The organism is Bacillus ndiopicus (assembly GCF_000612805.1).
Classification (GTDB): Bacteria; Bacillota; Bacilli; order Bacillales_A; family Planococcaceae; genus Metasolibacillus; species Metasolibacillus ndiopicus.
Map to the genome: position 1 here is coordinate 106,271 of NZ_HG964404.1, position 14,152 is coordinate 120,422.

The following is a 14,152-nucleotide window of genomic DNA, read 5'->3' on the forward strand; positions in this document are numbered from 1 at the left end:
ACTCCTATGCGCGGTAGCCATCCTGTGCCTTTACTACATCTAGCACATGCTGATACATACGGCGTGTTTCCTGTTTCTTTGGACGTTTCGTAAACATTTCCGTACTGCCCACCATAATTAATAATTCGCGTGCACGTGATAACGCAACATTTAAGCGGCGGTAATCCTGTGCAAAGCCAATTCCACCTTTCCCATTATGATTACGCACCATGCTGACAATAATAACGTCCATTTCCATCCCTTGAAACTTATCGACAGAGCCTGTGCGAATATGAAGATGCGGATATTGTTGTTCAACCATATCATTTATGCGCTTCACCTGCTCCGCATAAAAGCTAATAACACCTATAGATTTCTTCGTATCTGCTGCAAGGCTGCCTTGTTCCTTTAACTTCGCTGTCGCATCATTCATCGATGTCAGCAGTTCCTTGACCTTATCCAACTCTGCCCTATTAAATAAACTTGCCCCTTCCTTCATACGCTCCTCAAAATAGCGCTCCTCATGTGGGATATCAAGCCATAATAGATGATTTTGACGGTTAAATAAAGGCGTTTCTAGAAGATGGTCACGCGCTTCATCAGAATTAGCTAAGCCACATTGCAGTGCATCATGCTCATTTTGATAAAATGGCACAATCGTTTCCATAATATTTGCATGCATACGATATTGAATAGCTAGCATCGTCTTGTTGGACTGAGGCAGGTTTTTATACAAGCGCTCAAATAGCGATTCCTCTAATAATTTTTCTAACTCTCGTTTTTCCTCGAATGTATCACTATTTTTAATAACCTGCTCTAGTGTTTCCTCAAATGTTTCATCACCAATCAGTGGTGGAAGCTGGTGATGATCCCCAACTAAAATGATCTTCTTCCCTTTTAACATTGGTAATAGAAGCTCAGGTGGTGTTGCTTTCGAAACCTCATCAATAATAACAACATCAAATGTTGGATAGTTGTCCATAAACTCTTTATTAGCAGACGCCACACATGTTGTACCTATTACATTTGCGTGCTTTACATAGAGCTTACGAATTTCCTCTAAGTCATGCTCGCTCGCATTTGCCAGCATCGTTTGCCACTCGCTTTGTAGCTGCTGTGTAATAGGTAGTAACTCTAGCTTATGCTCAATTTTTGTGATGGCTGCTTGTGCAGTCGCCATACGCTCCTCTACCGCAATAAGTGCTGCCTCTGGATTTTGCTTTGTCAATTGTTCAAGCTCTTGCTGCTCTTTTTCTAATGCTAGACCTAAGCTGTTGATTTCTTTTAGCTGCTCTTTTAATGCTTGTAGCAATTCGGTACCATGTGTTAACTGTTCATTGACTTGCTGTAATTCGGCTGCTTTTGTTTCATAATTGGCTGCTAAGTTTGTGCGATTTGCTTTTTGTAGCTCCAGTTGCTGTTGGCTTAATTCTAATTCGATACGCTGTTGCTGAAGCTGCTCCGTAGTTTCATCTGTTTCTGGCAGCCCTTGCAATTGCTGTTGAATCGCTTGAAGTCTAGCTTGTAATTGCTGCTCCGAACTGCGCAATTGCTGTACTTGTGCCTCACTATGCCCAAGCTGCTCTTTATATAAATCGACTAACTCCTCTTTAAGCTTTGTGAAAATTAGCATGACCTCACGCATTAAATCCTGATATTTCACTTGTTGCTGTTCAATATATGCCTGACGTAAAAGCACTCCTTGAATAGAGCGCGTACCATTTTGCGCATTGATTTTTTTCTCTGCAAAGGCACGGCTTAGCTTTGTTAAAAATTCATTAATTTCAGCTAGTGAATACGTATGATTTGCTGGCAGTGTCGGTGCTGTTACATGAATTTGTAGCGTTTTTTCACTATAGACTAAAGCCTTTTCCAGCCTTTCGCTTAAATCCTTTATCGGTTTATATGCCACAATCTCAGGCTGTAATTTTGATAAGGAAGCAAGCAAGCGATCAATAACGAAGCTGCGTCGTATTTCATGAGCTACGATAAAATCTTCAACATCCTGTACCTTTTTCAGCTCAGTAATTTGTGTCGTTAATCGTTCCATTGCCCCGTCGTCTGGTGACATTCGTTGGAGCTGGGTTGTTATTGTTGTTAGTTGTTGTTGTAGTTGCTGCTCAGTTGCTCTTATTTCGGCTGCTTGTATGGCGGCGCTTAGTTGTGAGAGCCTTTCTTCGTTTCTCTGCTGTGAAACGTTGATTTCTTCTTCTGAACTAAATGTAGTAAGCTGCTGTTCCATTGTTGCGACTGCTTCTGCAAGCTCTGTCTTCGCTGCTTCCAGTTGCTCTAGCTGCTGCTCTGTTTGCTCACGTTCTTTTTTTAATGGCGCAAGCTGTTTTTTAAGCTCAGTTATTTTCTCAGCAAGCTCACTTAATTGTTCCTCGGCCTTCTTTTTCTTCTCAATTGCCTGCTGAAGCTTGTTTTTTTCTTCTTCTAATTGTGTGAGCTGTTGTTCATATGCTGCGATTTCCTGTTCAAGTAGCTGCTGCTTTTCATTTTGTTGTGAAACCTCATGCGTAATGGCTTCATATGTTAGCTGCTGCCAATACGTCGCCACATTTTCCTCGATAAACTTTTTGCCTTCCTCTTCAATGCTTTCTGTTCGGCCATAGCGCAAGATTCGGATATCTTTATTCGATAATAATCGGCTTAAAGCATTATCAACAGCTAAATTTGACTGCGAGGCAACAAGTGTTTTTAAGCCTGCCTTCGCATTTTGATAGCAAATTTCAGAAATAACAGTTGTTTTCCCTGTACCCGGTGGACCTTGTATAACATATAAATCCTCTGCACTCATTGCCCCTGTAACGGCCCTGCGCTGGAATTCATTCAGTTGATTATGAAAATTGAGTTCAACATCTGTCGAGCGAGCTGCTATAACAGGTTTATCCTCGAATAAAATATTTTCTAAGTTGGCATTGGCTGCAAGCCCTTCTTTTAAGCGGTCAAAGCCTTTTAACAAACGATTAAGCTGAGATTTCGTCGAGGCATTGCTGAAGTCTATGTAGTCCATTTCAAAATTTAGCTCATTATTTCTCGCTAATCGAGCTGCATCAGGCTTCAAGGCAATTTCAACAGTGCGCGAGCCACGATTTGCTTTTACGACTTCCCCTAAATCTTGTCGCAAGCCGCGTACTCTTGCGCTCAATCCTTTTAATTGCTTCCATTCTTTATCGTTCATTTCACTACAGTTAAACGTAATATGTGTGAAATCAGCGTTAAATGTATGCGTTGTGAATTTCGCTTCAATATCTTCTATATCCGCATTTTGGTTTAATACTTTTAAATAACCTTCCCAGGAGGAGATGCGCTTGTTCACATAGTCAAAGCGCTCCTGCGCAACAGGAAGCGCGGCAAGCGTCTCAATAAATTTGTCCGGATAAGTATGCCCGCTAATTCGAGAAGGCACAAAATGAATCAAGAGTCTTTCACGACGATTAGTTGCAACAGGCGTCCCTTTCCCTCTTGTACGGAAGCTTTTTGCGACAAGCCCATTCTTCAAATCAAAGACACAATCCATTATAACAACGCGCTCTTGAAACTTTTCCTTCAATACGCGGTTTTTCTCATTATCAAAATAAAGCGTAATGGCGAGCTGTGTTTGCTCAATCGCTAGTTTTTCAATATAAACAATAAAGTTTTTTTGCAAACGAAAAAAGGCCTGTTCATCTTGAACATGCTGTTGAATGGCTTCACGTGCCGTATTCGTTAATAATATATGACATCGAACCGTTTCAATGGCAACCTTCTGTACCATGAACATACCTCCTCTGCAAATTTGACACAAAAATAATTATACCAAGAAATACAGTGTGTCGATAGCTCTTATCATAAGAAAAAAAGAAGATGCCAGGAAAGATTTAGCCTTTCCTAACACCTCTATCATATCGAAGTAGCTTATTCTTGCACACGCATATTATCAATATAGGCTGCATCCCATTCAGGGTCTACTTTACTTAAAGAAACTGGGCGGAAATTGTCCTTGCGCACTAATGTATGTACAGTCGTAGCAGTCGCTGCTAGCGTGCCGTCCTCATGCAATATTTCATAGCCATATGTTGTGCGAATGCGCGAATGTGATTCAATCCATGTACGAACTGTTGCCACCTGCCCATAGCGCAGTGCTGCTTTATATTGAATCGAAACATCGATAACAGGCGATAAATAACCTTCTTCCTCTAGCTTTGTATAGGCAAATCCTAAATCTTTGATTAGCTGTGCGCGGCCAATTTCTAGCCAAATGATGTAATTTGCGTGGTATACAACGCCCATCTGATCCGTTTCTGCGTAGCGGATTTCAATTTGTTTTTCTGATATATGCATTTTCGTCACCTCGGGTTCTATCATACCGCGATTGGTGGGGGTTTGTCAGTTGGGAGGTGTTATTTTGGGATGATTGTTTTTTGGGGGATTTTGGTGGGTGGTGAGTGGGTCATGTTTGGTGTTTTTTTCCTTTCTATGTATAAGAATGTATAGAAATGTTTTGATTTGGGGTACAAGTGGGGTACGGTTGGGGTACAGATTTTTAAATTGCGGCAGGCGCTGAGGATAGATATGAGTAGGCATCGTCCCTTGGGTTGTATCTTATTTTGAGGAGAATTTGGGGTACAATTCTATTTTGTTTTATAAAAAAGCCCATGATACTCATAAAATTTTGAGTATCATGGGCTTAAATTTATTTAGTGTTGCTACGTCGCTGGTCAATTGTAATGTATAGGCCTAATAGTCGATCTGTCGCCATTTGCTTATTTTGCAAATCCTTTAAGTGTGAATCTTGGATAATACCATCTTTAACAGCCTGCGCTAAGTATTGTTCAGCAGCTGTTTGCATTGAAGGACTTCCTGGATTCCATGTTGGTGTCATATGAGTTACCTCCTCTTGTTTGTCTTTTGCAATCAATTGAACCTGTAGCTTACTATTAGAAGGAACAATTACAGTCCCCTCAAGCTTATAGTCTTTTGGCATTTGCCATGTCGATTTAATCTCAAAGTGAGGTCGATCGATACTGCCTTGCCAATCACCGCCCCATGTGATACCCAACTTGCGAGCGATTGCCCCCACTTTACTAAGCGTTGCCACGTCATACAGTGTCTGTGGAGGTGCTACAGCAATGTCCCATGCGAGACGCGATTTATGATTACTATTTAGTGTCCAAGTAACGATTATTCCTGGTCTTGTACGTCCTTGTGCATAAAGATAATTTTGCCGTTCCTGTGAGCGATATGTTTCGGTGATAAAAACATTTCGTATCCCAGCTTTGAAGCACTCTTGGAATAAAAGTCTACATGCTGTTTCTGCAACAGGTAGTAGCTCCGATAAATCTCGACAAGATGTTGTTACATCAGTCATTTATTATCCCCCTTCGGCTTTTTATATTTGAGTGCTTGTGTACTGTCAGATGTACCTTGAGTAGTTGGATCAATGATAATTCCTAATAGTGCACAAATACTTAGTATAGTTTCTGTAATGGCTGTAATCTGATCGTTGTAAATAGTAATATCATAATTAAAAATGCCCGCTATTTGATTAGCGAGCACGATTAGTAATGCAATTAACGACACCCAAAACTGCTTATGTTGTAGTCGTACTTTCCAGTTAATTTTCATCCATTAATCCCTCCAATTTATTGATACGCAAATGTGCAGATTTGCTTGATTCTTCTACTCTTGTAACGCGCTCTGATAGCTCCATACGCTCTCTCTGCTCCACTTTCATATCAATGCGGATGTTTTCTACACCTACATTGATTGAATCTAGTTTTGTACTAATAACCGCTGATTCCGCTGCACTACGTTGTACATCTTTATCTCGATTCCTCATAAATGCCAAGTAGGTTAATGCCATGCCTATTAATGCACTTAGCACGCCTACAATTGCTGTTAATTCCATTGTAACACTTCCTTTTCCGCATAATAAAAGCCCTCCACAATGTCGTGGAAGGCTTTATAAAAGATAAGTAGCATGACGAATATTTCTTTGTTATTCTTTTTGATTTTTACGGATTTCATTTTCAATCTGAATTTTAAAAACATCAGATGATACTTCATCATGTTTGCCACTATAAACGCCTTGTAGAGTCATATATTTCGATACCTTAGAGAAAATCACGAATTTACCTGACATAAATCTGTAGATTGTTCTGGCATCTTTCGGCAATGGTTGCCCACAATATTCCTCTATATCTAAATATTTCCTATCAATGTATTGCCCCGGATTAATCTCAACTAATACTTCTTTCTTACCCAAAGAACTTTCGTATACACCAGAAGGGGTAATTTTGCTAGTTTCTAACATAAAATATGCCCATTCATACCCAGTTTTTGGAAACCACTGGAATATCAATCTCCCTGATTTCATTACATTGTTTATAGACCCTGATTTCAATTCAACTAAGCCCAGTTCATTAGAGAAAGTACACCCCTTTAAATCAAAACCACCATTTTTAGGGGGAAATGTATGATTCGAAGCTTTATTTTTACCTATAAAATCCAAAACCTCAATAATCTCATCTGGCCGATTCCATTCTTTATATAGTGGAACGTCCCCATCAAACAACGTTTCGACCATTTCTCCCCATAATAATAATTGTAATTGTTCATCTCTAAATTCTTTACTTGACAATTCTCACCATCTCCTTTTCCATTCCTGTTATTTTTATACGTACAGATATGGAAAAGGTTTCAAATTATTAAATAATAAAAATAACACTAGTGACAACAATTTTTGATTACAATAAAAACCTCCCACAAAAGATTGCGGAAGGCTACTGTTTAATTAATCGTTTTTCAATTGGAGGATAATAATTTAAAGTTGGTGTATCTTTTAAATTATGTCCTCGTTTACCTAACTCTTGTAAAAACAATTTGTCTGCTAGTATGTGGCTAACATTAACCGCAAACTGCAAATCTATTACATACCTTTGATTGTCATAAGCTAGATACTCGACTACGATTCGCGACGTGTATTTGTACATAAAACTCCCCCTCGATGACAATATTCGCCATTTTCGTGAAAGTTCCTTTTTCCCATAATAAAAAGGACACGCAAATGCGCATCCTTCAGATTCCCAAGCGTTTGGGATTATAAAAATAATAAAAAACTGCTAATCATTTAGTCTAGGAGTTGCTACATATTTTTAATATTTATTTTCTTAACTCAAATTCAAATTTGTTATCTGTGTTTAAAACTACTAATCTTTCAACTTCTTCTTCATCAAATCCAAATGATACTAATAATTTCACTAGAGCTCTCGGCCCTGTACCGCCGTATCCAGAAGCGAATCCGCTTTGGATATACAAAGTAGCATTTTCCCCCTTAATAATCGTTTCGTAGTCAATTTCGTTACTATTTCTGCTATGTTTTACAGAAATAATTTCACCTAATCTTTTTAAGTTATCTTGTACATAATTAACAGCTTGATCAGTTGTTGCTTCAATTAGAATAGCCATTTTTACAATTCACATCCTTTTCTAGTTATATTTATAATAATTCGATAAAAAGAGTCGTTCTCCTTCTTTTTTCGACAATAAAAATAACGCTAGTCGTTTGACTGCGTTTAAAAATCTTGTCCTGTAATTTCTTTGTATTGTTTAGGCGTTATTTCGCCAAACAGATTTTCTTCCGTTTTTACAGCTAGTCGTAGCTGCTCAGCCGTCACCCATTTATACATGAAAGCGATTTGCCAAAATTGCATCACCCCTCACCACCCTTCAAAGACATGACTTCGAGTTTTAGTTGAGTAACTGTTGTACCCAAGCTATTAATAAGCAAGTCCTTTTGCATATTTTTAATTTTTTCCTGTGCTAACTGTGCACCAAGCGACATCACTTGTTCATCTGTCGTAAGTGCATCACCTACTTTTTCGAGTTCTCCAAAACTGCCATCTGGCAATCGTCTACGTCGCAACATTACTCCAACACCCCACTTATTAGATGTATTTTATGATTAACGTCAATATTGGGACGAGTAGTTGAAAGTTTTAAAATGATATTATTTTTTGGCTCATTGGCTTCAAAGTAAAATTCATCTTCGACAACACCTGTGCTCACTGGTGCTGTATGGTCAGCTGTGAGCTTTACATATTGCTCTTGCTCCCCTTGCAACGTCATGGACAATTCGGCAATTAAATTAAGCTCCTCATCCCTTTGAATCCATAACAAAACGCCCTTTGCGCTCCCACGTGGTGGCTCGATTTTATAACGAGCTACAGAGTGCAAAATAGGCGTTTTGACTTCGGTTTTATTTAACTTAATTGTTTTGGAAACTTTAAAATTATAGCTATCTACAAGCTCTATCACAATTGTATTTTGACCAACATCGAGCTGCCCTAATGCAATCTCAAAAGCCCAACGTCCCTCAGTAATCTCCAGTGCTACGCTATTGCCTCCATTCAATCTATAAGAGGCTGTAACTGAGTTATTATCTGGATCATTTGCCGTACCACTAATAACAAATTTGTCTGTATCAATAATGCCACTTGGCTGTACTGTATCAATAGTTAAAATTGGTGGTCGGTTAGGCACAACGTAAAAAGCACGCTCAGTTATTGTAGATAGTGCACCATCGCCATCTTGCGCCCAAATTTTTAGTGTATGAGGGATACTATCTATTAGATTGCCTGTGATAACCGTGTCATCGTCATATAATTTCCCACCAACAAATTTTAACTGCTTGTTAAAAGATACTGGCGCATTACTTAAACCAACATTAAGGACAATACGTTGCTCATTATTAACTTGAGCATAGATTGTAATGGATTGATTGGCATCTACGTCTGAAGCTGAGCCAGCTAGTTGCAACAAATCATTTTCGTACAAAGTGACATTTGCACTGGGTTGTGAAACTGTAACCGTTGGTGCTGCATTAGTGATCGCTACTGCAAATGATTGTGTAGCAGTGCTCTTACCATCACTTGCTGTTACTGTAATCGTTGCATTTCCTATTGCTTGTCCAGTGATTGTTAAGATATTACTCGCTACCCCTACAGTTGCAATGCCTGCATTACTGGATGTAGCTGAATACGATAGTGCGTCGTTATCAACGTCAGAAAAATAATTGTTTAAATTGAGTGTAATTGATACACTTTTTTTTGTTGTCTGCCCTGGTATCTGCGTATAGCTTGGAGCTGTGTTGGCTACTGTCATGCTAAATGCCTGTGACGTTGATAAGCTACCATCAGTTGCTGTGACGGTAATTGTAGCTGTACCAATTGCTTTACCTGTCACAGTGAGCTTGCCTGATGCAATGCTCACAGTTGCCACATTAGTATTATTTGATGATGCCGTAAAGGTTAAAGTATTCCCTTCAGCATCACTAAAATAATTTGCAAGTGTAACAGTTGCTGTTGTATTTTTTTTCACAGTTTGTGCAGGTATTTGTGTGTATGTTGGTGCTGTGTTCACCATGCTTTTTCGAACGTACCAGAAACCGTCGCTATGCCGCCCGTTAGTTGGGTATGTGCCATCTTCTGCGGAAATATCGGATTGCACGATAGTTCCCCGTGTATATCTGGTTTCAGTCCGCGTCATCATATGCTTGGCATTCACTCGGATTTGTCCATCTGCGGAGGAAATAGACCAATCTAATGTATTTCCCGTTATTTGAAACTTGACGCGGGCTGTCGGGCCGAAACAATATCTACCGATAAAATTAGGGCTATTTCTCGTTAAAGTTGTCGGCGAACCTACCCCGCTGTACGTACCTGTCGCTGTGTCAAATTTATAATCGGCGTATGTTGGGTACGTACTTGGGTGCATGTCATGCACTGACTCGGGATACCAACTGTAATCTTCATGGTAAACATATGTGGTTTCCGCATTGTACTTATCATAATAATATTTCACCATTTTACACCACCTCCACTAACACAACACTATACGTCTGCCAATCGCCTATACCCATCTCTGCAAGTGTTGTATCAATGGCAACATTGCTACAAGCCACTTTTGCGCCTTTTTTATACGCATTTGCAAGGGCTTGTACAGTAATCGTCTTTGCATCTGCATTGATTTCTGTAATCAACACATCCTCGCTGTTAATATCATCATACACAGTGACTTGCTTAAATGCCGAAAACCCTGTTGTGTTTGCTACTTTTAATACAGTTGTCCCCACCGCAACAGCTTCGACAACATCTGTCTGCGCTTTATCAAGTGCAATTTTATTTGTACCACCATCCAGCGTATCTGCAAATGAACCTGCATTGTTTGGCGCACGTCCATCAAGTTCGAGTTGCACCTGTATACGTTGCATTTGACGGGCGAGTTCAAGCATAAAGCGATAGCTGTTATAGATACCCCATTCCAAATTATTCCCATACTCAGCCCAAAATATTGTACCTTCCTCTAATACTTCACCTGTGTTTGGGTCTTCCAAGTCATCTTCCCAAACCACCCGCTTGTATGGATTGTGTTTAAAGTTTAGGGGGATTTCTCCTGTCATAAATTCAGTCATGAATATTTACCTCCTCTACTTTTAATGTGAGTGGAAATGCAATTGTATAACCTTGCGTTCCTTTTTGATAACTCATTTCCTTTACGTACAGCTCACGACCATGCGCATCTACTAAGGCAGCGCGTGTAATTAAACCTTGCTCATTTGTCAATTTAATATATTTTCGTAAGCCATAACGGGTGCTGGTATGAGATATAGGTTTGTCATAGACGACACCGTTGATAGTCACTTTTGCACTAACTACTAAATTATTTAAAAATTCCTCTGTTAGTTGCACTAGCAAAGGCTGTATTTCGCTCATATCCTGATACCTCCTGCTCTAAATCGTCCACAAACGCGTGCAGACACTAAAAAAGCATACGATTCATCCCGTACACTTAATTGCTCCTTCCCTATGACAGCTGGCTTAGATGCTGTTTTAAATCGTCCACATATGCGGTTACTGAAAGCCCATGCATACGTACCTGAAAGAATAACTAAGCAATCTTTTAAAGCAAGCAATGTTGTCATTAAGTCTATATTTAACGGCACTATACGTTCAACTATTCGTATTACCTCGTTATAGTACACAGCTTGTTCAACTTCAACTGCTACTTCCATCTCGAAATTATCTGTGTCTAGTAAAATTTGATGATTATTTTCACCCAATAAATCGGTAAGTATTTTTATTAAGTATTCTAATACTTGTGGTGCGTTTTCTTGCATCCGAGCCAGTAGCCTAAGCTTTCTAAATTTTAGTGTTTCGTTTTGAAGGTCTGGGCGAATGCCGAAATCTCGCTCTCTTATTGCAATAGCAGCCTCGCTTGACGTTAGTATAAATTGGTCATTGTCAATATTAAAAAGAGCTTCATCAAGTTTATCCCAATCTTTTACTACCGTAGAGGATAACTCCTGAAACTCTTTAATATTTTGATAGTATGATGGAAGTTCGTTCATGAAATGATTATTCATGTGCCCACTTCCTTCAGTATCACTTCTGCAATAGCAGGGATTTCTTCTATTAAATTAATATTACTCTCCACACCATTTAACCGTGTGACTGTAATATCTTCAATGCCTTCAATCTCTAAAAGCCGCGATTCGATATGTGTAATACGGACATTAATATCTAAATCTTTGTACCAGTTAGCGCGCAGTTCCGCAAAGTAAGCTTCTAGAGTTTCCGTAGCTTGGGTTTCAATTTGTCCAAGCGTTGCCCCATTTAAGATAAGGTCACACTCGATAGTCATGTCAACTACACCTACACCTTCAATCGTTACCTCATGCCCGATTGGTGCAGTGCCATAGCCATCACCTTTGAGCTCAGGTGGATCAATTAGCTCTTGTGCATAAACAAGAAATTCAGGCGTTGGAGCATTAAAGTCCGAGTCAATAATGATTACTTTGACTGTCCCACCACCATATGGTGCTCGTCTTAACCGTACACCACCAACTCCCTGTATCGCACGTACTTTTTTGCGATAGTCCGCGCGATTGCCACCAAATGCTTTATCACGTATATGCTCTAAATACTTTTGATAGAGAGATTCATCTGATTCTTCGTCCTCGCCTGGTATAATGACATCTGCTAATATTGCCTTTCCTAGTCGGTTATTCGCCTCTAGTGGCAACATTTCCCCATAATCACGATTTCCCACCGCTCCCGTTGTTTGTGCTTCTACTTTGTATTCACCTGGTACAATATCTTCTAATACTTGATATACTAAATCATCTAAGCGATAAAGACTGTTTAAAGCCACTTGCAAGGGCTGCCCTTCACGGTCTGTGAAAATCGCTCGTCGCACCGCTTTACCTGCTGGTTTGCGTTCTACCCCAAATTCATTGACACGTTTTTCAAGATCAATACCGTCTGCTGTTGCTGCAAAAGTTCGACGATATAAAACTGCCATATCCCAGTAAGTTTCCGCAAGCTTTAGTGCTGTAGGGGCAAGTGCATCATAAATAACGCTGCCTTCTCGCTTATCTACATCATCTGGCACTCTGTCTAGCAATTCGGTTAAACATTTTTCAAACGTTTGCGTTTCTAAATAATCAAGCAATCCGTACCGCCTCCTTCAGCAGGTGCACATCTCCATAAATCGTATGGGCAACCAAATCGACCAGCACGTCCTCTTTTGTTACAAACTCCAATCGAAAATCGGAAATACTTATTATCCGTTCATCCTGAAGTAGTGCCTCTTGAATGCGCCTGCCTAAATCACCGCGCACATACAGTTCATCATGCCCAATCATATTTTCAAAGCCGTAATCATCTGAATAAATTAAGTGTTTGAAGCGCACTGTATTTAATACTTTAAAGATGGCTTGTTCCATTGCTTTTTGACCATCAACAAAGCCGCCGCAGCGACCTCGGACAAAATCTAGCTGATACGTTCTCGTTGGTAGCTGTGAAGCATCTTCTACCTCAATGTCAGGTATAATTGTGATGTCGCCAGTTGGTACTACCATAAGTTATCCCCCTCCTTGTATCTATCTGACACAAAGTATTCTTGACCACCTTGTACACGATGCAAAATAACTTTATCTCCTTTTTTCAGTCCATCATCGAATGTTATTTTTTGACCTGAAATAACCCGCTCATGACTAGTTAAATGTTCGGCAACAAGCAAAAACTCACCCGTTAAGATGAGCTTTGAATGCACTTCTATTTTAAGGGGCCTTGATTCAATGACTTCGCCCACAAGGATGTTAACAGGATTGGAAGCTTGGAAGGCTGCCATTGCTGTTGTTTTTATTAAATTTAATAAGCTCACGTTAAATCACCTTCAATTCTAAGTCCATTGTATGGACTTTTGCTGACCAATCGTGCGTACAAGTTTCAACCAAAAATAGTTGCTTCAACCCTAATTTTTCAATAAAAATAAATACCATCTTACCTGCACGTACACGCCAATCACCTAAGCACTTTAATGACAGCTCTTTTTTTTCTTTATTGTGTACAGCTAAGAGAGCATCTAATAAACTTTCAACTTGTGCTGGTGTCATTTTTTCATCAACTTTTTTGAAAAACTGTAATTGTCCCCACCGCGCTATATTGTTGCTATCTTTTGCGACAAACGATCTGCGCTTAGCCTTTTTTTTATCATCTATAACGAGCTTTATACGGTTATAGCTATCTTCGATAGAAGTTGAATAATCAAAGTCGTAGAGCAAACTGCCTTCCCCAATGAAAAATGTTGTAGGATCAATCACTAAATCTTTAATGTTATGCAGCCCTAATGCACCGAATTCATCCATAAATACGAAACTTTGATTAGTGGCTACAATAGTTGAATCAATGTATTTATTGATAACATCTAAAGCCTTTTTATCATCCTCTGTCATTTTAGGCGCTTTATATCCTGTCTGAGCAACTACTTTTAAAGGTAGTTTAAACTGTGCGCAAATTTGAGCGATGGCATCTTCAGCCTGCATTGACTTCATAACAAAGGTATCGTTATACATCAGATATTTTATTTGGTCATAAGCCGTAATTTTAAATTCGCTGTTTTTACCAAAGCTTGATTTAAACACATACCCATAGAAAATCTTGTGTTGCCCATCCGTTACACGCACAATTGCACCTGGTACAACTTTATTTTTCAACGGTGTGGGATTCAACATTGTAACATCTAGTACCGATGCCGTTCCTGATTTTTCTGTTTTCCAGCTAATTGACGTGACAGGTACTTCATAAATATTTCCGTCACGATTGTCAATCAGCACTTCCATAGCCAT

18 protein-coding genes are annotated in these 14,152 nt (G+C 39.4%); all 18 read right to left on the bottom strand.

Going from position 1 to position 14,152, the window contains the following annotated elements; all coding sequences use genetic code 11:
* Positions 1–4 precede the first annotated feature (4 nt).
* Entirely contained in the window at positions 5–3,739 is a 3,735-nt protein-coding gene (locus TY13_RS05250; RefSeq protein WP_042472740.1) for a DEAD/DEAH box helicase, read from the bottom strand.
* A gap of 140 nt (positions 3,740–3,879) precedes the next feature.
* Positions 3,880–4,305, bottom strand: a complete 426-nt coding sequence (locus TY13_RS05255) for an acyl-CoA thioesterase (RefSeq protein WP_042472743.1) — start codon at positions 4,303–4,305, stop codon at positions 3,880–3,882.
* A 352-nt stretch (positions 4,306–4,657) separates the two neighbouring features.
* On the bottom strand, positions 4,658–5,332 hold the full coding sequence (locus tag TY13_RS05260; protein WP_042472744.1) for a M15 family metallopeptidase: 675 nt from the start codon (positions 5,330–5,332) through the stop codon (positions 4,658–4,660).
* Positions 5,329–5,589 (bottom strand): phage holin, encoded by a 261-nt coding sequence (locus TY13_RS05265; protein WP_042472747.1) that lies wholly within the window; start codon positions 5,587–5,589, stop codon positions 5,329–5,331. Before TY13_RS05265 ends, TY13_RS05260 begins: the two co-directional genes overlap by 4 nt.
* Positions 5,579–5,872 carry a hypothetical protein gene (locus TY13_RS05270; RefSeq protein WP_042472752.1) on the bottom strand — a complete coding sequence of 98 codons (294 nt, stop codon included), beginning with the start codon at positions 5,870–5,872 and terminating at the stop codon, positions 5,579–5,581. The genes TY13_RS05265 and TY13_RS05270 overlap by 11 nt, the downstream gene beginning before the upstream one ends.
* A 90-nt stretch (positions 5,873–5,962) precedes the next feature.
* On the bottom strand, positions 5,963–6,604 hold the full coding sequence (locus TY13_RS05275; RefSeq protein WP_052344230.1) for a hypothetical protein: 642 nt from the start codon (positions 6,602–6,604) through the stop codon (positions 5,963–5,965).
* 142 nt (positions 6,605–6,746) lie between these two features.
* Positions 6,747–6,956, bottom strand: coding sequence for a hypothetical protein (locus tag TY13_RS05280; protein WP_042472755.1), 210 nt, complete (start codon positions 6,954–6,956; stop codon positions 6,747–6,749).
* 169 nt (positions 6,957–7,125) lie between these two features.
* Complete coding sequence (locus tag TY13_RS05285) at positions 7,126–7,431, bottom strand: hypothetical protein (RefSeq protein WP_042472758.1); 306 nt, start codon at positions 7,429–7,431, stop codon at positions 7,126–7,128.
* A gap of 107 nt (positions 7,432–7,538) precedes the next feature.
* Complete coding sequence (locus tag TY13_RS05290) at positions 7,539–7,676, bottom strand: XkdX family protein (protein ID WP_042472760.1); 138 nt, start codon at positions 7,674–7,676, stop codon at positions 7,539–7,541.
* Complete coding sequence (locus tag TY13_RS05295; protein WP_042472763.1) at positions 7,676–7,891, bottom strand: XkdW family protein; 216 nt, start codon at positions 7,889–7,891, stop codon at positions 7,676–7,678. The genes TY13_RS05290 and TY13_RS05295 overlap by 1 nt, the downstream gene beginning before the upstream one ends.
* A complete protein-coding gene (locus TY13_RS19700) occupies positions 7,891–9,828 on the bottom strand; it encodes an Ig-like domain-containing protein (RefSeq protein ID WP_052344231.1) in 1,938 nt (645 codons plus the stop codon). Before TY13_RS19700 ends, TY13_RS05295 begins: the two co-directional genes overlap by 1 nt.
* 1 nt (position 9,829) lies before the next feature.
* Positions 9,830–10,435, bottom strand: coding sequence for a hypothetical protein (locus tag TY13_RS05310; RefSeq protein WP_042472766.1), 606 nt, complete (start codon positions 10,433–10,435; stop codon positions 9,830–9,832).
* Complete coding sequence (locus tag TY13_RS05315; protein WP_042472769.1) at positions 10,428–10,736, bottom strand: hypothetical protein; 309 nt, start codon at positions 10,734–10,736, stop codon at positions 10,428–10,430. Before TY13_RS05315 ends, TY13_RS05310 begins: the two co-directional genes overlap by 8 nt.
* A complete protein-coding gene (locus TY13_RS05320; protein ID WP_052344232.1) occupies positions 10,733–11,386 on the bottom strand; it encodes a putative phage tail protein in 654 nt (217 codons plus the stop codon). The genes TY13_RS05315 and TY13_RS05320 overlap by 4 nt, the downstream gene beginning before the upstream one ends.
* Entirely contained in the window at positions 11,383–12,474 is a 1,092-nt protein-coding gene (locus tag TY13_RS05325; protein ID WP_042472772.1) for a baseplate J/gp47 family protein, read from the bottom strand. The genes TY13_RS05320 and TY13_RS05325 overlap by 4 nt, the downstream gene beginning before the upstream one ends.
* On the bottom strand, positions 12,467–12,883 hold the full coding sequence (locus TY13_RS05330; RefSeq protein ID WP_042472775.1) for a DUF2634 domain-containing protein: 417 nt from the start codon (positions 12,881–12,883) through the stop codon (positions 12,467–12,469). The genes TY13_RS05325 and TY13_RS05330 overlap by 8 nt, the downstream gene beginning before the upstream one ends.
* Complete coding sequence (locus TY13_RS05335; RefSeq protein WP_230199385.1) at positions 12,877–13,188, bottom strand: DUF2577 domain-containing protein; 312 nt, start codon at positions 13,186–13,188, stop codon at positions 12,877–12,879. Before TY13_RS05335 ends, TY13_RS05330 begins: the two co-directional genes overlap by 7 nt.
* A 1-nt stretch (position 13,189) precedes the next feature.
* On the bottom strand, positions 13,190–14,146 hold the full coding sequence (locus tag TY13_RS05340; protein ID WP_042472778.1) for an XkdQ/YqbQ family protein: 957 nt from the start codon (positions 14,144–14,146) through the stop codon (positions 13,190–13,192).
* Positions 14,147–14,152: the final 6 nt, after the last annotated feature.